This window comes from Sphingobacterium sp. B29 (assembly GCF_001952815.1).
In the GTDB taxonomy this organism is placed as follows: domain Bacteria; phylum Bacteroidota; class Bacteroidia; order Sphingobacteriales; family Sphingobacteriaceae; genus Sphingobacterium; species Sphingobacterium siyangense.
Genome location: NZ_CP019158.1, coordinates 641,381 through 663,031 on the forward strand (window position 1 = coordinate 641,381; position 21,651 = coordinate 663,031).

General features: G+C 41.6%; 15 protein-coding genes. 10 read left to right on the forward strand and 5 right to left on the reverse strand.

Annotation, left to right across the window (positions count from 1 at the left end; genetic code table 11):
• Positions 1 to 61: 61 nt before the first annotated feature.
• On the reverse strand, positions 62 to 1,411 hold the full coding sequence (locus BV902_RS02815) for an amidohydrolase (RefSeq protein ID WP_075990693.1): 1,350 nt from the start codon (positions 1,409 to 1,411) through the stop codon (positions 62 to 64).
• Between the two features lie 125 nt (positions 1,412 to 1,536).
• Positions 1,537 to 2,433: a helix-turn-helix domain-containing protein gene (locus tag BV902_RS02820; protein ID WP_075990694.1), complete on the reverse strand. Its 897-nt coding sequence runs from the start codon at positions 2,431 to 2,433 to the stop codon at positions 1,537 to 1,539.
• Positions 2,434 to 2,848: 415 nt separating this feature from the next.
• Here BV902_RS02820 and BV902_RS02825 point away from each other — a divergent pair, with 415 nt between their 5' ends.
• The 4 genes from BV902_RS02825 (at position 2,849) to BV902_RS02840 (ending at position 8,533) form a co-directional block, all read left to right on the forward strand.
• Positions 2,849 to 5,905: a beta-L-arabinofuranosidase domain-containing protein gene (locus BV902_RS02825; protein ID WP_075990695.1), complete on the forward strand. Its 3,057-nt coding sequence runs from the start codon at positions 2,849 to 2,851 to the stop codon at positions 5,903 to 5,905.
• 138 nt (positions 5,906 to 6,043) lie between these two features.
• Positions 6,044 to 6,721, forward strand: a complete 678-nt coding sequence (locus BV902_RS02830; RefSeq protein ID WP_075990696.1) for a response regulator transcription factor — start codon at positions 6,044 to 6,046, stop codon at positions 6,719 to 6,721.
• A complete protein-coding gene (locus tag BV902_RS02835; protein ID WP_075990697.1) occupies positions 6,718 to 8,001 on the forward strand; it encodes a sensor histidine kinase in 1,284 nt (427 codons plus the stop codon). Before BV902_RS02830 ends, BV902_RS02835 begins: the two co-directional genes overlap by 4 nt.
• An 82-nt stretch (positions 8,002 to 8,083) precedes the next feature.
• Positions 8,084 to 8,533, forward strand: coding sequence for a PepSY-like domain-containing protein (locus tag BV902_RS02840; protein ID WP_075990698.1), 450 nt, complete (start codon positions 8,084 to 8,086; stop codon positions 8,531 to 8,533).
• A gap of 104 nt (positions 8,534 to 8,637) precedes the next feature.
• Here BV902_RS02840 and BV902_RS02845 read toward each other — a convergent pair whose 3' ends face one another.
• The 3 genes from BV902_RS02845 to BV902_RS02855 all read right to left on the reverse strand — a co-directional run bounded on the left by BV902_RS02845 (position 8,638) and on the right by BV902_RS02855 (position 12,458).
• Positions 8,638 to 9,657, reverse strand: a complete 1,020-nt coding sequence (locus tag BV902_RS02845) for a DUF4625 domain-containing protein (protein WP_075990699.1) — start codon at positions 9,655 to 9,657, stop codon at positions 8,638 to 8,640.
• Between the two features lie 44 nt (positions 9,658 to 9,701).
• Entirely contained in the window at positions 9,702 to 10,178 is a 477-nt protein-coding gene (locus tag BV902_RS02850) for a DUF4625 domain-containing protein (RefSeq protein ID WP_075990700.1), read from the reverse strand.
• A 111-nt stretch (positions 10,179 to 10,289) separates the two neighbouring features.
• Positions 10,290 to 12,458, reverse strand: a complete 2,169-nt coding sequence (locus BV902_RS02855) for a TonB-dependent receptor (RefSeq protein WP_075990701.1) — start codon at positions 12,456 to 12,458, stop codon at positions 10,290 to 10,292.
• Positions 12,459 to 12,686: 228 nt separating this feature from the next.
• Between BV902_RS02855 and BV902_RS02860 the strand changes: the two genes are divergently transcribed.
• The 6 genes from BV902_RS02860 (at position 12,687) to lepB (ending at position 21,355) form a co-directional block, all read left to right on the forward strand.
• On the forward strand, positions 12,687 to 15,164 hold the full coding sequence (locus BV902_RS02860; protein ID WP_075990702.1) for a tetratricopeptide repeat protein: 2,478 nt from the start codon (positions 12,687 to 12,689) through the stop codon (positions 15,162 to 15,164).
• A gap of 7 nt (positions 15,165 to 15,171) precedes the next feature.
• On the forward strand, positions 15,172 to 16,959 hold the full coding sequence (locus tag BV902_RS02865; protein ID WP_075990703.1) for an HSP90 family protein: 1,788 nt from the start codon (positions 15,172 to 15,174) through the stop codon (positions 16,957 to 16,959).
• Between the two features lie 97 nt (positions 16,960 to 17,056).
• Complete coding sequence (locus BV902_RS02870; protein ID WP_075990704.1) at positions 17,057 to 18,118, forward strand: hypothetical protein; 1,062 nt, start codon at positions 17,057 to 17,059, stop codon at positions 18,116 to 18,118.
• A gap of 113 nt (positions 18,119 to 18,231) precedes the next feature.
• Complete coding sequence (locus BV902_RS02875; RefSeq protein WP_075990705.1) at positions 18,232 to 18,705, forward strand: LIC11966 family surface protein; 474 nt, start codon at positions 18,232 to 18,234, stop codon at positions 18,703 to 18,705.
• Positions 18,706 to 19,036: 331 nt separating this feature from the next.
• Positions 19,037 to 19,768, forward strand: a complete 732-nt coding sequence (locus tag BV902_RS02880) for a hypothetical protein (protein ID WP_075990706.1) — start codon at positions 19,037 to 19,039, stop codon at positions 19,766 to 19,768.
• 9 nt (positions 19,769 to 19,777) lie between these two features.
• Positions 19,778 to 21,355 (forward strand): signal peptidase I, encoded by a 1,578-nt coding sequence (gene lepB, locus BV902_RS02885; RefSeq protein WP_075990707.1) that lies wholly within the window; start codon positions 19,778 to 19,780, stop codon positions 21,353 to 21,355.
• The last annotated feature ends 296 nt before the right edge of the window (positions 21,356 to 21,651 follow it).

Genomic DNA, 21,651 nt, shown 5'->3' on the forward strand with positions numbered 1-21,651 from the left:
AGCTGGATTGTTTTTGATAACCAAGCTGAAATACTGCGTCGTTTATTGGCTTGTCTTACGGCTAGAAAACAAGATTTCCTTGATAGATAAGTGATTTTACGGGCGATATTCTTGAAATAGCTTCCGCTGAGCAACTTGCGTCAAGGAATGCAATATCTGCACTGTCTCCGACTTTTGGCCATTGCATATTGCCTTTGTCATCCAATGGAGTAGGGCCTGCGGTAGCAAGTTTCAGCATACGGGATAATGCATATTCAGTAGCCTGGCCGTATACCTGAGCTGCAAGATTGGCTTTTTGTAGCACGCTGCCTGTTCCGAAAGTATTCCAATGATCTACAATACTGTCATTCCCCGTCATGACTTTAACATTATTTTCCATGAGCGTCGGAATAGGCATAATCAACCCTCCAAATGGGATCGTAGAAACGATACCGATTTGTGCGGCACCCAGTTTCTCGGCCATTTCTTGTTGTTTGGCTTTTTCCAGCCGACCAAGCACAAAACAATGACTGAGGTAGGTCTTGCCTTTAAGTACAGGGTTTTCGTTTACCTTATTAATTAAGTATTCTACAGTTTTCAAACCGGATTCTCCAGACTCGTGTAAGTGAATGTCAATTCCTTTGTTGTTATCCAATGCCAGTTGAACCGTAAAATCCATTGTTTTTTCAATAGCGCCATCGATGGAAAAAGGATCGACCCCACCGATAAAATCAATATTGGTTTTAGCCGCTTCCTTGAGATAAGGTACCGAATCGGTATAGAAGACACCGTGTTGTGGAAAAGCAACCAATTCAGCTCCAAATCCATTTTTCTTGTTTTCAAGTGCCAGTTGCAGATGATGTAAAGAATCTAGTTTGGATGTCGGTTCAATATTGACATGACTACGTGCAAAGGCCGTTCCCTTGGATTGTAACAGTTCAATTAGTTTTTCTGCTTTATGGGTAGAGTTTTTGAGCAGTTCGGGCAAAATTTTCTGTTCAAGAGCAATCATACCCTTTACACCTCCGGGGCCACGTCTTACTGCCTGCCATTTGTCGCCATAATAGGTCTTATCCAAATGGATATGCATATCTTTAAAAGAAGGCAGCATCAAAAGTCCTTTTGCATCGATCGCATCAGCACTGTTGCTGTTAGCACTGATATTTTTGATTTTCCCGTTTGCGATCTGAATGGAAAAAAGACCGGTCTTTGTTGCGGTTACATTACCATCAACATCGTACTCAAATCCGGTTTCCAACAACACGTTTTTCAGCGTATAACTTTTTTTACCTTGGTAGCCGCTCAAAAGTCCTTGATGAACCGCATTATGTTGATTTTCTGCAAATAGCATTCCCGGGATAAATGTTGCACCCGCAAGAGCCAGAGCGGAGTTTCTGATAAATTCCTTGCGTGTAAGGGCCGTTGATTTCATTTGATTTCCTATTATGTTATTTTGTGACCGGAATAAAAAGCCTACCAGTCTTTTACAAAGTTACATAGCTGGCATCCTATTATTGCTGGGAGATTTCTGCCATTCTTTGTGTGATTTATCTTTTTTCAAGTTGTTTTCAAAGGACTTGGAGTTTCCCCCACATGAATATTTTCTCTAAAGTCACTTGGACTTGCCCCCGTTTGCTGTTTAAAAAAATTCGAAAAATAAGCTTGATCTGCAAAACCCAATTCAAAGGCAATTTCTTTGATGGACCGCTCGGTGCTTTGCAAAAGACGTTTGGCTTCAATGCTGATCCGTTGGTGAATAAGTTGTGTAGCGGATATTTTCAGATGTTTTTTGCACAGTATATTCAGGTAATTGGGCGAAATATGAAGCTTTTCGGCATAAAAAGCGACGAGCTTTTGCTCCCTAAAAAATTCATCAATGAGCATATTGAACTTTGCAAGTCGTGGAACAGACTGATAGACTTTGAATTCAGTGAAGGTAGACTCCGCCTCTCGACTTACAATTGCTGCGATGACTCCCGCTCGGGCAGTTATCAATGGAATAAGTGAATTTTCTCTTTTTAACTCCTGCTTCACAGATTCAAATTCATAATGCAATTGCGCAAAAGCATCTGCGGTAAGATCAATGACGGGATGGTTTTGGTAATTGGTGAATGAAAAGCGAAAGAAAGGGGCGAAGTGCTCAAAAAAAGAGCGTTCAATCATGAGTTGATAGCCTATAGTACCCGCATAGACATGCCATTTGTGCATTTGCCCCGGAAAGAGCACATGAACCTGATGGTCTTTGATGATATGGTCAATCGAATCGATCGTATGGACGCCTGATGCTTTATCGAACAGATTTATGATAAAGAAGTCATGTTTATGCGGTTTGTCGATGAGCCGCTCGCCATGCAGTTCATTAAATAGGAGTTCGTCGCGCCCTGCAGTCTGTTCCTTACGGAAACCATCCAGACTGATCACTGGTGCCCAAATTTTTGAATTTCGTTTATCCATAGTAGATCATATCGAATCTAAAATACAAAATACCGAGGAGTAATCGATCATGGCGAGCTGAGTTTGCGCATGTTTCTATCTTCGTAGCATATTGGCATTTTTACCTCTCCTGGCAGACGGTAGGAGTTGTGGGGCTATGGACGACAGTATACTCGATACACCTTAGTTAAAATCTGGAGAATATCGGCTAAAATAAACCTATGTATAATGATGTAGAGTAATTAATTTTATAAATGTCAAATAGACAGCAATACAGAAAATATTCTTCGACTTTGGAAGCTTATTAATAGGCATTGCTTTTCTTCTTGTTCGTCATCTGTTGAAGACAATCAAGGAAAAGGATACGGTAATAGCTTTCACCTGGCTAGAGGGTGATCTTTAAACAATAAATCATTAGCGAATAAAAGATAGCGATATGAAAAGATATACGATATATTTTGCAGCAATTCTCACAATTTTTATCAAAATGACAGCTGTAGCTGTGGCACAGGGTGGGGATCAGATCCTGGATGGTATTGGAGAGACAGGCATGGTGGCCCGTTACGTCTTTGATGGTGATTTTAAGGATTGGTCGCGCAATGGACTACATGGTAAATTCCAGGGGACAAAAGCGTCATTTGTGTCAGATAAGCAATTTACAAAGGTGCTTTCTCTCGCTGGAGGAAAGGACGATTTTGTCGTACTTCCAGCGCAAGTACTCGCAGATCTCGAGTCGATTAGTATAACAGGCTGGATGTACTTACGTGCAGCGCAGTCTGGCCAGTATTTATTCGATTTTGGACAAGATATCACCAGGCATTTTGCAGGGACACCAACAGGTACAGCGCTACAAAATGGCTATATGGGGATAATCGCCCAAAAGAAGGCCGAAGTAAAAAATGCGGTCTCTTCGGCAGTGCCTTTAAACAAATGGGTGCACTTGGCCATTGTAGTTGATATTGCTACAGGGGCTATGCAAACATATTTAGATGGTATGCCCGCTGGAGAAGTTAAAGATATCCCACAGGAGTTGACCGAGGTTTTTGGACAGACAGGTAGTAAGAGGACACTATACATTGGAAAATCCCTGTTGGGTGGAAATGTAAGTTTAAATGCACTGTTGCATGATTTTCGCATTTATCGGGTGCCACTGAATCAAAACCAGATCGGCATGGTGTACAGAAATGCGCTGAAAGGTGTGCGTGAAGATGTTGCTTCTAAAGGTAAGGCTGAGGATGACCTACCGCGATTTCCAATGAATAAAGCTGAGCTTTATAATGCCTTCTTAACAGGGGTTGCAGATGTCACCGTAGAAACAGCGGTAGGCGAGCTGCCACGATTGCCGAGTTATATCGTCGGTACATATAAAGACGGTATGGTGGGACCAAAAGTGCGTGTGTTGTGGCCTGCACCAACCGACAATAGTGCCGTCGCGCAGCAAACAGCTTACACCGTCACGGGACGTATTCCCGGGACTGATCTGAAACCCAAAGCCATCATTACAGTTAAAGGGAAGGTAAAGTCAAATATGCCTAGCTTAAAATTGGACGCATTTCACTTGGATCAGGTTTCCCTTAATACGGATGTAAAGCAGCATCAAACGAAGTTTATTGAAAATCGCAATAAATTCATTGATACATTGGCAAAATCGGATCCTAATTCATTCCTCTATATGTTTCGACACACGTTTGGGCAAAAACAACCGATCGGTGCGCAACCTTTGGAGGTATGGGACAGTCAGGATATCAAGCTGCGCGGTCATGCTACAGGACATTACCTGACGGCAATTGCACAAGCTTATGCGAGTACAGGGTATGATAAGGCACTCCAGTCAAAATTTTTGGGGAAGATGGATACCATGGTCAACGTGCTTTATTCCTTGTCAAAGTTGTCGGGTACGCCGAGACAAGCGGGTCAGGCTTCTATTGCGGATCCTGCTGCGGTGCCATATGGTCCCGGTAAATCAGCTTATGATTCTGACCTGAGTGACGAAGGAATCCGTACAGATTATTGGAACTGGGGACTTGGCTTTATCAGTGCCTATCCCCCGGATCAGTTTATTATGCTTGAACATGGCGCAAAATATGGCGGGCAGAAGAACCAGGTTTGGGCACCTTATTATACCCTGCATAAAATCCTGGCCGGCCTGATGGATGTTTATGAGGTAAGTGGAAATAAAAAAGCATTGGAGATCGCACAGGGAATGGGCAATTGGGTGTATACACGTTTAAATAAAGTCCCAACAGAGACATTAATCAAAATGTGGAATACGTATATCGCAGGTGAATTTGGTGGAATGAATGAAGTGATGGCGAGGTTATATCGTATAACGGGTGAAGAGAATTACTTAAAAACCGCCCGCTTATTTGACAATATTGATATGTTCTATGGTAATGCCGCGCATACGCATGGACTGGCCAAAAATGTAGATACTTTTAGGGGCTTACATGCCAATCAGCATATTCCTCAAATTGTGGGTAGCATGGAGCTATACCGGGTGTCCAATGAGCCCCAATATTATAAAATTGCGGACAACTTTTGGTATAAGGCCACCAACGATTATATGTATAGTATCGGTGGTGTGGCTGGGGCCAGAAATCCGGCCAATGCCGAATGTTTTATTAGCCAGCCGGCAACATTATATGAAAATGGATTTTCTGCAGGCGGGCAGAACGAAACCTGTGCAACCTATAACATGCTGAAATTGACAAGTGACTTGTTTATGTTCGATCAGCGCGCAGAGTTGATGGATTATTATGAACGTGGATTATACAATCATATCTTAGCTTCTGTTGCTGAAAATAGTCCAGCAAACACGTATCATGTGCCTTTACGCGCGGGATCTATTAAGCAGTTTGGAAATGCCGATATGAAAGGCTTTACCTGCTGTAATGGTACGGCTATTGAGAGCAGTACTAAATTGCAGAATACAATCTATTTTAAAAGTAAGGATGACCAGGCGCTGTATGTCAATCTGTATATTCCTTCTACCTTACACTGGACGGAACGCGGAATCAGCGTCGAGCAACAAACCAGTTTTCCTAAAGCGGATCAAACAGCGCTGACCATACGGGGGAATGGCAAATTTGAACTTCATGTGCGGGTGCCAAGCTGGGCAACAAAGGGATTTTTTGTTGCAATAAATGGAGTCGATCAAAAAATTAAAGCTGAGCCCGGGACTTACCTGGCCTTAAACCGCACCTGGAAAGATGGGGATGTGATCAACCTTAAAATGCCGTTTCAGTTTCATCTGGACCCGGTTATGGATCAGCCCAATATTGCAAGTCTGTTTTATGGACCAATCTTATTGGCAGCCCAGGAACCTGCAGCAAGAAAAGACTGGCGTAAAGTAACTTTGGATGCAAAGGATATTGCTAAGTCGATTAAAGGAAATCCAGAAACATTGGAATTTTACATTGATGATGTGCTTTATAAACCATTTTATGATACCTACGGACGTCATTCGGTTTACCTGGATGTCAGCTTAAAATAGGAGGCTAGCAGTGTATTCCTAAATCTTTCCCAAATTCAAGGTACTTTTGTCATAAACAATTGTGTATGTAAATTTGTCATTTAGCATGGACAGATTACTATTGTTTACACGGGTTTTCCTCTAAATAGAATTAAGAAGATGAAAATATTGGTTATTGAAGACGAAGCGGATTTAAGGGAAATTGTGAAGACATCTTTACTTAAGGAAGAATATACGGTAGAAACTGCCGCTGATTACGAATCAGCCCTTGAGAAAGTCGCTGTTTATGATTACGATTGTATCCTGCTTGACATCATGCTGCCTGGAGGTAATGGTTTGCAGATCCTCGATCAGCTCAAAAATGAGGGTAAGTCCGATAATGTGATCATTATCTCCGCAAAGGATTCTTTGGACGATAAGCTAAAGGGACTCGAACTTGGGGCCGATGACTATTTGACAAAACCCTTTCATATTGCTGAGCTGAATGCACGGATTAAAGCCGTGTTACGAAGGAAACAACGGGAAGGTAAGAATACATTGGAAATGGGAAACATCGTGCTGGATCTCAATGAACGCTGCTTATTTATTGCACAGGAGCCTGTGCCGTTAAATCGGAAAGAGTTCGATATGCTCAACTACTTCTTATTGAACAAAAATAGACTGGTCAGCAAAAGTGCGCTGGCAGAACATGTATGGGGTGATAATACGGACCAGGCGGATAATCTTGATTTCATCTATTCACAGATAAAAAACTTGCGCAAAAAATTCTTGGCTAGTCATGCTGATGTGGATTTTGAAGCGGTATATGGAATCGGTTATAAACTTGTCGAAAAATGAGATTAGCCAACCAAACACTAAAGTATCTTTCTATCTCCGTGTTGGTGGTCATCGCCCTCTGGTCAACAGTGTTCTATCTATTTATGCTGGAGGTGATCCACGATAATATCGACGAAGAACTCGAAAACCAAAAACGGCTCATTATCCAGGAACTTTCCAGCAATCCTACCGTAGCCCCAGATTTAGAGTTTGGGATAAATAACTATAAGGTACGCCAGATCTCCGAAGAACAAGCTCTTAAAATGCAAAACGTTTATAAGGACACCATGTTGTATATGCAGGACGATGATGATCCCGAACCGGAGCTGGAACCAGTCCGAATGTTGACGACAGCATTTGAACATCACGGACATTATTATGAACTTTCGATCATCAATTCTATGATCGAAGAAAGCGATCTAATTAAGAATCTCTTTTATTCTGTTGTTATTTTATTTGTTTTGTTGGTCATCAGTATCGTATCCATCAATAAAGTCGTAATAGAACGTTTATGGGGACCATTATATACGTTCTTGGATCAGTTGACACGGTTTCGTTTAGGCAAAACCAAGGAGAAGCCTACTATGGATACGCAGATCCAGGAATTTAAAGATCTACAGCTTGCTGTGGCTACCTTAATTCGCCATAACGAGGAAAGCTATGAACAGCAAAAACAGTTTATTGGCAATGCTTCGCATGAATTACAGACACCGTTGGCCATTATGATCAACAAATTGGAAATCATGGCGGAAACAGAGGGGATGAACCAGGAACAGTCAGAGACTGTCGCAGCAGTATTAGCAACTGCCGAGCGGCTTGTGCGCCTCAATAAATCCTTGTTGCTGTTGAGTAAAATTGAGAATAAACAATTTTTGCACAATGAGGATCTTTCGTTCAATACGCTTGTACTAAATATTGTGGCGGAGTTTGAGGCTATTACTGAATTTAAACAGGTAAAAATCAATGTTGTACAAGAAGATCAGCTGACTGTACAAATGGATGGTGCTTTGGCAAATATAGTGGTATCAAATCTCCTACGAAATGCTTTGTTCCACAATAGATTAGGTGGCGAGGTGAATATCCATATAACGAACAAAAGGCTTACCGTGTCCAATACGAGTACACATGCAGCGTTGGATGCTAACCTGGTATTCTCCCGTTTTTATAAATCAGATGCAGCATCCAAAGGTACTGGCTTGGGTCTGGCCATTGTGCAGGCCATCTGTCACCTCTATGGTTTTGCAATCGTCTACCATTATGAAAACAATCAGCATAGCTTTCAGCTCAATATGTTTCCTTAGAAAATATAGCAGGAGAAGGTAAGTGTTCCCAAATCTTTACAGATTCGCTTTTTTACTTTGTAGTACACTTAAAAATAGAATCATGAATTGTAAATTAATCTGGAGTGCTTTCGTACTTGCACTGACAACAACAGGAGCTATTGCTCAGGATATACCACAAAGTCAAGTTCCCGCTGTCGTGGTGAATAGTTTCCAACAGAAATTTCCAAAAGCCAAAAAAGTAGATTGGGAATTGAAGGGGAATGTTTATGAAGCGGAGTTTGAAACGGGCTTATTTGGTATTGACCAGGAAGCTTGGTTTCAGCATAACGGAAAACTTTTGCGGTATAAAACTGAAATAAACAAAAGAGAACTACCGAAGAGTGTGCTGGACCGGGTGAAAAGAGATTTTCCGGGATATCGCATTGAAGACGCAAAAAAGATTACCGCCGAGCAGAAAGTGAGCTATGCGTTTGAAGTGAAAAGTCGAAAAGAGGAGTGGAAGTTGGTACTCGATCCACAGGGAAATGTTCTTACGAAAGTAAGGGACTAAGCAGATATTTCTGTATAAATAAAACCTTCATGATTTTACACGCACTCATAGCGGCGAAATCATGAAGGTTCTTTTGGGCAAGTAAACTGAGTTTATTGCGCTAGCTAATCTTCTCCTTCTTCTGCGTGGAGTTCAAAAGATAGCTTTATGAGGTCCTGACCAGCAAACTTAGTGGCATAATCCGATAAGTTCCATTCAGTACGGGTAACTTTTGCCTTTGTGCTGGCATCGTTAAACTTACGAAGTATAAAGAATACATTTTTCTCGCCTTCATTATCTTTTCCTGCCGTAAAATAAGTGATAATCCCTGTCGTCTCCGTTGCTCCGTTGACTGCAGAGCCATCACCATAGGTCGTTTCTTTCGTTTGAAAGATTGCACCATTTCCTGTACTGCTATTCGGATTTAAAACAAAAGAACCACCCGTAAGGAATGCTTTGTAGTAATCTGCAGTTGCTTTATTGCTGATGTATTGGCCCTGAATTTCTTTTGAAGAAGCATCAAATTGTTTTAATTCAATTTTATAGATGCCTGCAGGATTGAGGTGAGCATGTCCTCCAGCCAATGCTGTCCCCTTCTCATCAAAGCTGATAGCAATTGGTTCTACCTTTTCTTTCTCGGCAAGATCATGGAAATGGTCTCCATGTGCTTCGCCGGCTACTTCCGTAAATACAAGCTTATAAGCAACTTTGGCATCTGAACCTTGTATAGTCAACGGTGATTCAGCTGTAGTCGCATTTCCGGCTTTGTCGGTTACCGTAAAATGAAAATGATATGCCCCAGCTGGAGCATCAGTAGGGACATCGATGTGTTCATGAAATGTTGCATTTTTCACGCCAATGTATTTTCCATCCGTATAGGCTTTTGTAAACTTATACTGACCGCCACCTTCTTGATGAACCTCAATTTCGATTTTAGCAATCAGTGCTTCGGCAACAATATCGCCTTCAAGATGTAGATCTGATCCCGCTTGGACAGTTTTGTTATTGCCACTGCCGATTTCAAGTGTGCCTATCTGGGGCTTTGCAAGTGCTGGAATTTCTTCGTTATCTTTCTTACAGGACGATAGGAAGCCTAAAAGAATTGTACTTAACAGGAAGAAGAAGCGAATGTTTCTAGTTTTCATGTAAAATGGATTTAATTAAATTGAGTTGATAAATATGTATGGTATTACTCGAGTATACGGATGCTGATTCCCTTCTGGCTGCTCCATCCCGCCAGGTCAGTCACCTGAATCATAAAGTGATAATTACCCGGATCGATATCTGCTGGCACATCGATTTTTAATTCGGCATCATATTGCTGTGGTTGCCCCGGAATATTGACTGTCTTGACCAAGGTGAAGGGCTTGATGGGAGTTTTGATCGCTTCAACCGTGCATTCGCCGATTTCTGTACTATGCGAATGATGGTCAAAATTATGGTGTACGTCGATGCTATAGCTCCCGAGCGCTACATTATCAGATAGCTTACTGTGGAAAGTAAAACTTGTGCCTCGTTTAATTGTGCTACATTGTTTTGGGAAAGCCGTTTCCGAATCGATGGCGATGGTAGGTTTTTCGGTATCAATGCTTTCCTTATCTTTCTTACAGGCAACAGTCATGGCAAGTAACACTGTAATAAGTGTGTATTTTTGAAGTGTTTTCATATATAAATTTTATTCATTCGTGTATGTGTTAAGCGATATTCATAAGTTTGCGATGCTCGTATATTGCTCAACGGTTGTTTATCGGGAGCAAAGGGTTTCGTTTTAATAATCTTATGATCGGGACTGTTTCCCAAAGGGAACTCCAATGGATAGCATAAAATTCCTTCCCTGTTCAGGCAAAGAGATCAGCCGATAAAAGCTGGTATGATCCATATAGTTCTTGTCAAAGAGATTTTGAACCTGTAAGCGTAATTGGAGGACAGATCCCGAAAACCGAAGTTGTGTTCCTGCTCGAAAGTTGAAGACCTGATAAGCTGCTGTGGACTCTTCTGGTGGAACAACATGATGTTGCGCTGCTGTCCATTTGCAATCGACGGAAAGGTAGGTCTCTTTAAAATGTTTGCTATTTTTTGCTGTCCAGCTGATGTCCATCAAAGCTGAAGGTGCCGGAGAGAAAGGAAGTGTATATCCTTTCTTTGCACCCGATAGTTGTTCCGATCGAACATATTCACCCAATAATTCTACTTTCCATTGTTTCAGAGGCTGGTAGCTGAGTTTCAATTCTGCTCCATAACGGCGAACACGGCTTTCCATATATTCAAAGATTTGATTGCCGGCACCATAATATTGATCGTAGCTTGACGTGGGATTGAGATAGATATAATTGGAAAAGTAATTAAAGAATGGCGTAAAGGCGATAAAGACTTTTTTTGGACTCCAGGTTAAGGATAAATCCAGCTGGTAGGACTGCTCGGGCGATAATGATCCGTTGCCTTTTTCATAACTGAAGTAATGATAGTTGACTCCATTGGCGGCAAGTTCCTGTGCAATGGGGGTCCTGAAACTTTTTCCTACATTGATTTTTGTTTCCAGATCTCCGAATTGATGTGCCGCTCCTATAGACCAAACCAGACTATTGAAATGGCGAGTTAGCGCCGAAGCCCGGACTATTCTGCCCGACTGATTATCTTCCAGCTGTGATTCGAACCAATCCTGATAAGGTGATGTCTGAATATGGCTGTAATCGTAACGCAATGCCCCATATAGCATGGTTTCGTCCGCGAGTTTGTATTGATCATAGACGAATAGGCCCATTGCCTTTTGGCGAAAAGTGGGGATAAGGAAGCTCCAACCATCAATACGGTTATCCTGATACTCTCCATTTGCGCCAATGGTAAGTCGATGTGTGGCCAACTCAAATTGGTCTTTTACAGTGATACTATAGACCTGTTTGTCATATAACCTTTCCAAATTGATGGGGATAGTCATATCTTTTGGATAAACAGGTGGCATATAACCATGCGCGGTGTAATTGTTATATTCTTGCCGGTAATTTTTCTGATAGCCCAGGTCTATCCAAAGCTTATGCTTATCCAGATCGATAAAGTTGCGGTTAATAAGTTTCAGGTGATTGACCGTCTGGCTTGGGAAACCAATGTCACGACTGGATTTGTCATAAAGTGCTGTATCTACCCCCCTTGGTTCCAAGCCGTGCGCATTGGCAAAGAAGCCAAACTTTGTATGATAATTACTCAGGTAGAAAATCGAAGAAAAACGATCCGATAGATATCCACCGCGTAGTTGAAAATGTGTCTCTCGTCCCGCAGTGTTGCGAACATGCCGATCTTTCAGGCGTACCGCATAATTGTAAACATAGACTGTATCTGTGGGGACACGGTAATCGCCATATTCCAGATGCGTGAATCCTCCTCCAAATACCCAATTCCCTTTTTGGCCCTGTGCTTGTAGCGATCCGCCAAAAGTAGCGTTGTTTGACTTTGTCAATAGGTTAAACTGCCCTTTAAAACCTGTCTCCTGTAGTTCCGCTGGCGGTGATAGCCGAATGACACCGCCAATGGCATCTGAACCATACATAAATGAGCTGGACCCCTTTAGTACCTCGGCACTTCCCACACTGAATTGATCGATTTCCAATCCATGATCCAGTCCCCACTGCTGGCCTTCATGTTTAATGCCATTTTCTACCGTGGCCACACGATTAAATCCGAGCCCTCTAATCTGCGGTTTAGACTGATTGGCTCCTATGCCTATGGCACTGACACCGGGAAGTCTGCTTAATGTCTGCATTAAACTACCTGCCTGGTATTTTTGTATAGAGTCGGCAGTCAATAGTTGGATCGATAATGCTCCTTCTGCTGCCCGGTGATAACGTCGCCCTCCAACTTTTACTTCTTCAAGCTCGATACTCTTCTCCTGTCCATAACATGGGAAAAATAGCTGTTGTGCTGCGATAAGTGAAAAAATGATATACCTATTCATCTATGTGGATTCGATTCGTAAAGCGTAATTAGTGCAATCAATATGTATTACAATTAATATGTATTGCAATTAAGTTGCAACAAATATAAGCAAAAAGATTTTAAAAGCAATATAGTTGCATTATAATAAACAGAATTGACTTTACGATACAGTGGCAAAGTTTTTGTTGCTTTTTGGCGCCTAAAGAGTATAAAAAGCATGTTTTACAAGTAGTACATACGATGATATATGAAGTTAAGTGAAGAATATTCTATTAAAGTTGCCGCATTGCAATCGGCTGAACATCAATTGACAGTTGACCTTTCGAAGCGCATTACGCCCGATATATGGCTTGATGTCCTAATTTATTTTGAGCACAACTTGGAGCAGTCCAGTGCGGCTGAACTTTATGATGCATTATTTGAAAAAGGAACTGATTTTGCCGCAAACGTATATCTGAACGAAGAGGATTATACCTTTTTTATTGATAAAATACGAACAATATTAGCGCGCTATGCTGCGCTCAATTCTCATGCATGGGTGGAGCTTGGCTTACAGCATATTTTATGTCGCCGACATGTGGTAGAGAAAGAAAAGGCTTCTCTTTATTTGAAGAGAGGCATCGATGCTGGGGTTGAATGGGCAAGACCCCTTTATTTATACTACAATTATTTAGGTTTGCTGGCCGATATCGACCGCGATAACGCCAAGGCCGAACTGGATGCACTCGCTTTGGGCGGAGATCTTTGGGGAATCGCATATGCTGCCCATATCGATGTCTGGACCGATAAATATGAAGAAGTCTTTGACCGTATTCAGCTGCTCAAGCAATCTCCGGAAAGGAAAATACTGCGCCATTATTATGAGGCACTGCAATTTTACTATGCGCGTAAAGAGGACAAGGGCAAACGCCTGCAAACCCTGGAAGAGGGTATTGCGATGACTGAATCTCGTTACTGCAGATTTGTGCTGAATGAAATAAAACGTGCGGAGGCGGCTTCCATAGGTGAACAGGAGCTTCTTGTACCGGAATATCGAGAACTGTTTGAATACGGAATGATGGACGCCGCGGTGCAAATTGCACTTATCAAACTTCAGACACTGGGCAACAACAATCAGGAAAAACAGGATTTCGAAGAACCGCTGTGGTATCTTCAGAAAGCATACGACTATAATAATAATTATGCGGGTTATCGTCTAGCCTGTCTGTATCTCTATCAGGAGGCTGTGCAGGACATCGAAAAGGGACTATCTTTATTGCGTCTGCTCGACGAGAAAGAAGGGTATGTGGAAGCTCAGGTTGAACTCGCTGAAATTCTCCTCGAGGGTAGGTTCCTCCCAAGGGATGAAAAATCAGCCTTTCTGCGTTTCAGTGCAATGGCGGAAAAAAACATTGCTTACGCCAAGTTGCGCATGGGTAATATGGTCGAATCTGGCTATGATGGAGTTGCTCCGGATTACAAAACCGCCTTTGCTTACTATCAGGATGCAGCAACAGATAAATTGCCTCAAGCTTTATATCAGGTTGGTAGGTACCTAAAATATGGTATCCATGGAGAGGAACCAGATTTGGCGGCTGCATTGCCTTATTTTGAAGAAGCGGCAGGATATAATAACGCTACAGCGCTAACGGAAATGGGTTTAGCGGCTGAATTAAAGTCCGAACCGGATTATAAATTGGCCTTTGATTATTTCTCGCGTGCGGCAGAGCTTGGTTATCCATATGCGTATTATTTAAAAGGTATTTATTTGGAAAATGATTATCACCAGTCCGGAGCTCCCCAACCGAAAGCAGCTTTTACGGCGTTTGAAATTGGAGCCGATATGCAGGAGCTAAATAGTATATATGAACTGGCGCGCTGCTATCGGGGGGGCATAGGTACGGAGATAAATCTGGACCGGATGATTGCTTTATACCAACAGGCTGCTGAACGAAATCACGTACAGGCTTTGACAGATCTGGGTCTCTGTTATGAATATGGTTATGGATTGAACCAAGATACATTTAAAGCACAGGAAAATATTAAGAAAGCTGCTGATCTGGGGTTCCCTTATGCAACTTATGTATTGGGACGATACTATTTGACCGGATTGGTGCAAAAGGATGCAGCTCATGGTCTTCAGCTTTTGGAAGAGGCCGCACAAAAAAATGTAGCTGAGGCACTCTTGCTGCTTGGCGACTACTTTTTCTTCGACTATGATCAGCGGGAAGAATACGACAAAGGCTTTGATTACTACACGCGTGCCGAAAAACTTGGCTATCTGACGGAGGGAATTGGCATGTGTTATGAGTTTGGTATCGGCGTGGAAGCACAGCCAGCGAAAGCTTTTGGATATTATAAACAAGCTGCAGAGCGACGAAATCAGGAGGCGAGCTACCGATTAGCCCGTTGTTATTATTTTGGAATAGGTACCGAGATCGATAAAGTAGCTGCCTATGGGTATTTTATGGAAGTAGCGCAGCAAGGGAATGTGTATGCCTCTTACTTTGTTGCTGTGCAACTGCTGGAAGGAGATGGCATACCGATGGATCTTCGCGACGGTGTAGAATGGCTTATGAAGGCCGCTGAAGCCGATCATGCTGAAGCACAATATAAACTGGCCAACTGTTATCTTATGGGTGATGGGGTAGAAGAAAATGAAGATCTTGCCCTGGAGTGGTTTGAACGGGCGGCAGACAATGGACATGAAGATGCTATTCGATTGACAAAGAAAACGAGAAAGTAAGAAAAACATGCAAGAAGAAAAATCCTATTCCTTTCAGGTCAATCTGAAAGGAATGATCGCACTGCTCTCAGAGCACCTGTATAGCGATCCCAATACATTTATTCGGGAACTGCTTCAAAACGGCGTGGATGCAATTACAGCATTGAAACATTTGGATGAACAGCATCAGGGAAAAATAACGATTGAGCTCCCAAGTGTTGAACAACCTAAGTTTCTGTTCAGCGATAATGGAATAGGCCTCAAGGAGACCGATATTCATCAGTTTTTGTCGGTTATAGGCGAGAGTTCAAAGAGTAAGGATATTAAGGATGCTCAGGATTTCATTGGTAAGTTTGGTATTGGACTGCTTTCTTGTTTTGTGGTCAGCGATGAGATAATTGTGGAAACAAAATCGGCTCTTGAACAAATGCCTCTACGTTGGACCGCAAGAGCTGAAGGGGACTATAAAATCGAGCGGCTTACTGAAGATATTCCTGTCGGAACACGTGTTATCCTAAGCCCTAAAAAACAATTCAACTATATTTTTGAAGCGGATTATTTTGAGAAAAAAATCAAGTTTTATGGAGATGCGCTGCGAGAAAACATTTCGATTGTAGTTGGAACTACCGAAAAGATTATTCATAAAGAAGAACCCAAATGGCTTGCTTCATTAGTTTCGAAAGCAGAATTGCTGGCTGTTGGAAAAGAACTCTTTCATGTCAACTTTTTAGATGCAATTCCATTTGAAACGACGGCGGGAAAGGCAAAGGGGGTATTGTATATTTTACCTTTCCGTACGCAGTTTAGCAGCAAGCAGCGTCACCGTATCTACTTGAAGCGCATGTTTCTTGCTGAAGAAGATCAATCTATTTTGCCAAATTGGGCATTTTTTGTCCGGATGCTTGTCAACACAGAGGAACTTAGTGCTACCGCTTCACGGGAGTCTTTGATGAAAAATGATCTACTACGGCAGGCTCGAAAGGAAATAGCTGTTGTGCTGAAAACGTACCTGCAACAGGTGAAGAAGATCGATTTCGATATATATATTCGCATTATCCAAACTCACTATCTCCACTTGAAAGCTTTCGCGCTCGAAGATCCGGACTTTCTAGAAATATTTTTGGCAGATATTCCGTTTGAAACCAATCGCGGACAACGAAGCTTTCAAAATATCATTGATCATCAGCAACAGCTCTATTACTGTGCTGATTTTGAAGATTTCAAACAGATTGACCGTATGGCCGATACACAGGGAATGATTCTTGTGAATGCGTCCTACACATTTGATACCGAGTTGCTCCGCAGGATCAAACAAAAATATCGCGACTATAAGATAACAGAGATGTCGCCCAATCAGCTTCTGGAAACGTTTCAGCCGATTCATGAAGATGAGCACAATCACTATGTTTCTTTTCAGAAAGAAGTGCAGCGCATTTTAGACGATTATAGCTGCGTCCTTGAAATTAGACGGTTTAAACCGATTGATACGCCGGCTATTTTTACAAAAATGGAGCAAAATAATGTAGAGAATACGATTAGCCAATTAAAGGAAAATGCAAATCCTTTTGCCCAGGTACTCAAGACATCGAGGCCGAATAAGATCCAGAATACGTTATGTTTAAATGCTGACAATGCGTTGATCAAAACACTAATGGATATAAAAGATGTCTACATGCTTCGTTCAGTTATGGAAGTGCTTTACGTGCAGGCGCTAATTTTGGGCAAGTACCCTGTCCAGGAGCGGGAAATGAAGGTCATGAATGAGGCCCTGAAAAGCCTCATCGTCATGGGGCTGGATAATTTTGTGAATCTTTAAAGTGGTTGAGTATACTCCACCGCGTACGGATTTCCTTGTATTGCATAGAAAATATATTAAAAAGTAAATATACTCAAAAAAAAGAGGGAGTAATTAGATGTATACACTTAAAATTCAGAAACTTCGCAATCAGATTGCGCGAGTAGACAATACCTTGGAAAAGGTTAACCTGTTGACACAGGCTATTCGGATTGCAGATGAAAATCAAGATATTGAATGGGGATATGACCTTCGCTTAGATTTAATCAGCGAAGAGATAGACCTTGCTTTTTCAACCGAGTCATTACCTGCATTTGCGTGGATATTACAGGCTTACGATGAAAATCCTGAACTCTTTAATGAAGAAGACTTCTTGTGGCAATACAAATGGATGATGTCCGAATTATACGATAATCCTGCTGTCAGCCGTGAGCAGATTGAAGCGGCTTTGCGCGACTTTGAACAACGATTGATCCGCAACGGTTATGGTAAGCGTGCCATATACAATGAGGAGCTGAGTGATGCGCTGGCGCAAAAAGATATTGTCGCCATCGATCGCGCATTGAAGAACGTAAATGCTATGCAAAGAGATGACATGAGCGATTGTGAAGCCTGTGAAATGGATGCAGAAGTATCAGCAACACTATTACAGGATGGCTATAGCCAAGCAGTCGATAAAGCCTTACCTTTAATTGAAGGCCAGTTTACCTGTTCGCATGTCCCTTTGCGTACGGCCGTGAACCTGGCATATGAAGGTCTTAAGCAAGGTGATACTGAACAGGCCGATAAAATGGCGCAGCTGGCAGAAAAGGAGGCGTTTAAGAAAGAAAAGGACTCCGCAATTTTGATTTCGGCTATTAAACTAGCAACCTATTTTTCCTATACCGATACGGGTAAAGCCAAGGAATGGATCGAACGATTTTTGCCTTGGGCCGATGGTCCCCACAATCGATCCATGTTTCAGTTGGCCTGCTATATCTGTGAAGCCATGAGGAACTTTGGCCCTGATGAATCTTTTATGCTTGAGCTCGGCAATCAGCACAATCTTTTTCAAGGGAAAAATACCTACACCGCAAGCGAATTGGCTGATCATTATGGGAAACTGGCGGATCAACTCGCAGACCGCTTTGACCAACGTAATGGCAATCACAACTTTCGCAATCAGTTAATGTCCCTTTAGCTGGGAATAGCTGCAGAAATCCCTGATTTCCGTGATGAAATTCAGTTGTTATGAAGGCTATCTTTGTGTAAATGAGCATTAAATACTGAAATATAACGACAAAATAGATCAATATGATTAAACAATTTATTACAGGCATGTTGACCGCAGCGGTTTTGACTATGTCAAGTTGTGGTTCGGGAGAAAAAGATCCTGCAGCATACAACAATTCAATTATTACCGTGATCAACAGTAGTGAAAAACATGTGACAGACATGAATGCCGCCATGAATGGCTCCGATTATACGAAAGCCGAACAGGTCCGCGCAGATTGGGAAAAATCTTTGAATAATGATATCAAGAAAGTCGAAGATCTGGGAGATTTCAAAGGCGATGCGACATTCCAAAAAGCAGTTCTTGATGGCTTAAATGGGTATAAAAAAATCGTTACGGAGGATTATCCGAAATTGATTGAACTCCGAAAAAATAAGACACCTGATGCTGCTAAAGAGTCTGCATTGCTTGAAAATATCAATAAAGCGTTTGAAAATATGAGCAATGGTGTCAATCAAGCATCCACAGCATTTGAAAGTAAATATAAAAGTTAATCTTTTTGCAAAAGCAATCAGTTAAGCCACATCACCGAAAATGATGTGGCTTTGTTTTTTGCAGTACAGCTGTTGTTGCTTGAGAAATACGGCTGTATCGACTTGTATTGTTAGGGATCGTTTTTAGGGACCCTAAAATCTTTGCACGATATTGTAGGAGTGCGCCTAGTAAAACAAAATGCTAACAAACGTTAAAACTCCGAAGGCCGAACTTGAATTTCATATTTTTATGTAGTTTTACATGAAGCTTGGACGGAGAGTGCCAAGTATATCATTAATACAATCAAAATAGGTTAATAGGTGCATAAGCTATTGACAAATACAGAGTCCAATGAAAGCCATATCAATTTTAACTGCCGTGATTTTGTCTTCCTGTGTAGGGATCTCGATCACAGCTCACGCACAGGAAGTCGCCAAAAATTTAGACTACTTAGTGCTTATGAATGCAGATACCCTTTATGGGAAAATCTCCTCTGTAAAAGATCAAAAACTCAAATTTGAGAATCAGCAAAAAGAAAAGTTAACGTTTGAGCCAGGCGATATCTATCGTGTATATTGGCAATCCAAAAAGAAAGTTTATGCGCCCTCTTATGTAGAAGATGGACTAGAAGTGGTGCCTGGAACATCTCCAAAGATGTATCGAATTCAGAAGGGGCTCAATCAAAATCCCACTTTCGCAGAAGTACTGGCTGATGGAGAAATTATTGCATATTATGTTTCGGAAACGAAGGTCAGTGGTGGAGCCGGGATAGCTATTGGTGGTGGTGCAGGTACGATGGGAAATATCATGGTCAATAAATATAAACATGCTTATGCATTGAAAAAATCAACTGGCGAGGTCATTGAAATCAATAGCAACCATAATGGGTGGTTTAGTGATGTGAAAAAGAAAAGACCCATTACTTTTGGTAAATTGATCAATGACGAACCGGAGTTGTTTGCTGAGTTTGAAAATGAAAAAAAGTATGATTATGATCTTTTTATTAAATACATCATGCGATATAACGAATTACAAAAATCGAAGAGCTCTCCGGAATCAACAGAGCGATTGTTTATTTATTAAAACGAATTTATGATACTTACCATCTTTATTATATTGACTATAGTCGCAGCCTATGGCTTTTGGTTGCTATTTGAAAAGGCAGGGCGCAAAGGCTGGGAGGGAATTGTGCCAGTCTATAGTCAGTGGATCCAATCGCGTATACTCGGTAAGAAGACCTGGCAGCTTATCCTTTTGCTTGTTCCGATCGTCAATGTTTTTGTTTTTTATAATCTCTACCTTGATTTTATTCATTGTTTTGGAAAAAGAAGATTTTGGGAAAACTGCGCCGCGGTGTTGGTTCCGTTTATCGTACTGCCACTTTGGGGAAGAGATAAAAACGTGCAATTTCTGAATGGGCTATATGCCAAAAATCTGAAAGCAGCGCATGCCGAAGGTCGCGTGGCGACAAAGGAATCTGAACTGGAAATTTCTCATGAATCGTATATAGACTATAAGAAGAAATATCCCTATAAAAAATCGATGGTACGAGAATGGGCGGATGCGATTGTTTTTGCGACTGTCGCTGCAACTTTGATTCGTGGTTTTTTATTGGAGGCATTTATGATTCCTTCGGGGTCTATGCAACAGTCTCTCCTCATTGGAGATTATCTTTTTGTCAGTAAACTAAATTACGGCCCCCGTATTCCAAATACACCTATAGCCTTTCCTTTTGCACATCATACGATGCCATTAGTAGGAGGAAAAGCATTCTCCGAACTCATTAAAATTCCTTACAAACGATTGCCCGGATTTCAAGAAATAAAACGGAATGATGTGATCGTTTTTAATGCACCTGCTGGTGATACCGTTGCTGTTGAAAATCAAGACCTGCCCTATTATGACTTGGTGCGTAGCATGGGACGTGAAGCAGTACATCAACAATTTACAATTCAGACCCGCCCAGTCGATAAACGCGAACATTTAATTAAACGCTGCGTGGGAATGCCTGGGGATAAAATTAGCATGACAGAAGGAGTATTGTTTGTGAACGACAAACCAGGTTTTGTAGCCCCGGAAAGCCAGATGGATTATACCGTGATCACAGATGAGGCAGGTCTGGACGAACAGCGCCTAAGAGATATGGGAATAGAAGTCTCTGCTATTCAGCCCGGCGTTTATGTAATCTTTTTAACGAAAGATCAGGCAGCCATGGTGAAATCCTGGTCTAATGTCAAATCCATGCAAATGAACTTGCGTAAACCTGGGGAAGCCGAAGCAAATACCTTTCCGAACGACCCACAATACAAATGGAATTATGATAATTTCGGCCCCTTTGTTATTCCTCGAAAGGGCATGACTATTCCACTGAATGCACAGACATTGCCGCTCTATGAGCGAGCCATACGGGTGTATGAAAATAACCTGTTGGAAAAGAAAACGGATGGGCTTTATATCAATGGAAATCGAACAGATTCCTACACCTTTAAAATGGATTATTATTGGATGATGGGAGATAATAGGCACAACTCGCTCGATGCGAGGGATTGGGGATTTGTTCCTGAGGATCATATTGTCGGAAAAGCATTATTTACCTGGATGAGCTGGAACGCAAATGGCAATGGGCTTTCCAAAATACGGTGGAATAGAATTTTTAAAGGTATCCATTAAAAAAGAAAGGATATTAAAAAGAAAAAGGGGAAATGATTACTATAATTATTTCCCCTTTTATTTTTTAGTCATTCTAGAAATGCAGTGAAAAGCCTATCCTTGCGCTGAAAGCATTGATGCCATCGGCATTGTCGTTTAAGCCATGATCATAATGTACTGCCGGCTCGCGAGCGCTAAAAATAATAAGACCAAATGGCGAACAAGAAAAATCAAAAAATATTGCTTGTTGATATACCGTATTAATAATCGCTATTTCCTTTCGATATAACCTGTGTAGATCAATCAGTTAAGGATGT

Bases quoted from the DNA above. Each gene is read 5' to 3' on its own strand.
- BV902_RS02815 (WP_075990693.1), bottom strand. From the start codon at position 1,411: ATGAAATCAACGGCCCTTACACGCAAGGAATTTATCAGAAACTCCGCT.
- BV902_RS02820 (WP_075990694.1), bottom strand. From the start codon at position 2,433: ATGGATAAACGAAATTCAAAAATTTGGGCACCAGTGATCAGTCTGGAT.
- BV902_RS02825 (WP_075990695.1), top strand. From the start codon at position 2,849: ATGAAAAGATATACGATATATTTTGCAGCAATTCTCACAATTTTTATC.
- BV902_RS02830 (WP_075990696.1), top strand. From the start codon at position 6,044: ATGAAAATATTGGTTATTGAAGACGAAGCGGATTTAAGGGAAATTGTG.
- BV902_RS02835 (WP_075990697.1), top strand. From the start codon at position 6,718: ATGAGATTAGCCAACCAAACACTAAAGTATCTTTCTATCTCCGTGTTG.
- BV902_RS02840 (WP_075990698.1), top strand. From the start codon at position 8,084: ATGAATTGTAAATTAATCTGGAGTGCTTTCGTACTTGCACTGACAACA.
- BV902_RS02845 (WP_075990699.1), bottom strand. From the start codon at position 9,657: ATGAAAACTAGAAACATTCGCTTCTTCTTCCTGTTAAGTACAATTCTT.
- BV902_RS02850 (WP_075990700.1), bottom strand. From the start codon at position 10,178: ATGAAAACACTTCAAAAATACACACTTATTACAGTGTTACTTGCCATG.
- BV902_RS02855 (WP_075990701.1), bottom strand. From the start codon at position 12,458: ATGAATAGGTATATCATTTTTTCACTTATCGCAGCACAACAGCTATTT.
- BV902_RS02860 (WP_075990702.1), top strand. From the start codon at position 12,687: ATGAAGTTAAGTGAAGAATATTCTATTAAAGTTGCCGCATTGCAATCG.
- BV902_RS02865 (WP_075990703.1), top strand. From the start codon at position 15,172: ATGCAAGAAGAAAAATCCTATTCCTTTCAGGTCAATCTGAAAGGAATG.
- BV902_RS02870 (WP_075990704.1), top strand. From the start codon at position 17,057: ATGTATACACTTAAAATTCAGAAACTTCGCAATCAGATTGCGCGAGTA.
- BV902_RS02875 (WP_075990705.1), top strand. From the start codon at position 18,232: ATGATTAAACAATTTATTACAGGCATGTTGACCGCAGCGGTTTTGACT.
- BV902_RS02880 (WP_075990706.1), top strand. From the start codon at position 19,037: ATGAAAGCCATATCAATTTTAACTGCCGTGATTTTGTCTTCCTGTGTA.
- lepB (WP_075990707.1), top strand. From the start codon at position 19,778: ATGATACTTACCATCTTTATTATATTGACTATAGTCGCAGCCTATGGC.